The organism is Treponema endosymbiont of Eucomonympha sp. (genome assembly GCF_001028545.1).
Genome location: NZ_BBPW01000429.1, coordinates 1 through 599 on the forward strand (window position 1 = coordinate 1; position 599 = coordinate 599).

At 63.8% G+C, this 599-nt stretch carries 1 protein-coding gene; it reads left to right on the forward strand.

Going from position 1 to position 599, the window contains the following annotated elements; genetic code table 11:
* Positions 1-164 precede the first annotated feature (164 nt).
* Positions 165-599, forward strand: a 435-nt coding sequence (locus tag AWU74_RS07450) for a hypothetical protein (RefSeq protein ID WP_202966436.1), incomplete at its 3' end; no start/stop codon positions are given.

Genomic DNA, 599 nt, shown 5'->3' on the forward strand with positions numbered 1-599 from the left:
AAATCGGCACGACCGGACCGGACAGGAATCCGGCGTGCACCAAGCGTTTTTCTTTGCAGGAACGGTAGACGACTTCGATAATTCACCCGATAAACGCCATACTGCCGGCAGGCACGCTGTTCGATATTGTCGAGATCTGCGCCCGCGCACAAATCCGCACGCTGGTGCTTGAGCAGCATTGGTCATACCGCGGCACGCTGCGGTCGGTGCGGAACACGTTCGCGGCGTTCGGCGTCGCCTGCAAGTTTATCGTCGGGCTGGAGTCGTTCGACTATGACTTCAGGGAAACGGTGCTCAAGAAAGGCATGGGCCGGGTGCTCCCCGAAGAGGCGGCGGGATACTTCCAGTGGGCAAACCTGCTCTGCGGGCTGGAGGGGCAGACGCTCGGCATGATAGAGGCGGACATAACGGCGGGCTTGCGGCACTTCGAGCGCATTATCGTGGACGTGTTCGTGCCCAACTCCACCCCGTTCCGGCGCGACGAGGCGACGGTCGAAGCGGTTTACCGAAGCCCACTGTTCGCGCGGCTCAGGGACCGCCCGGCCGCGGAAACCCCCGACCTACCCAGCCCGCCCGCGCCCGACACCCCGGGCGGAATC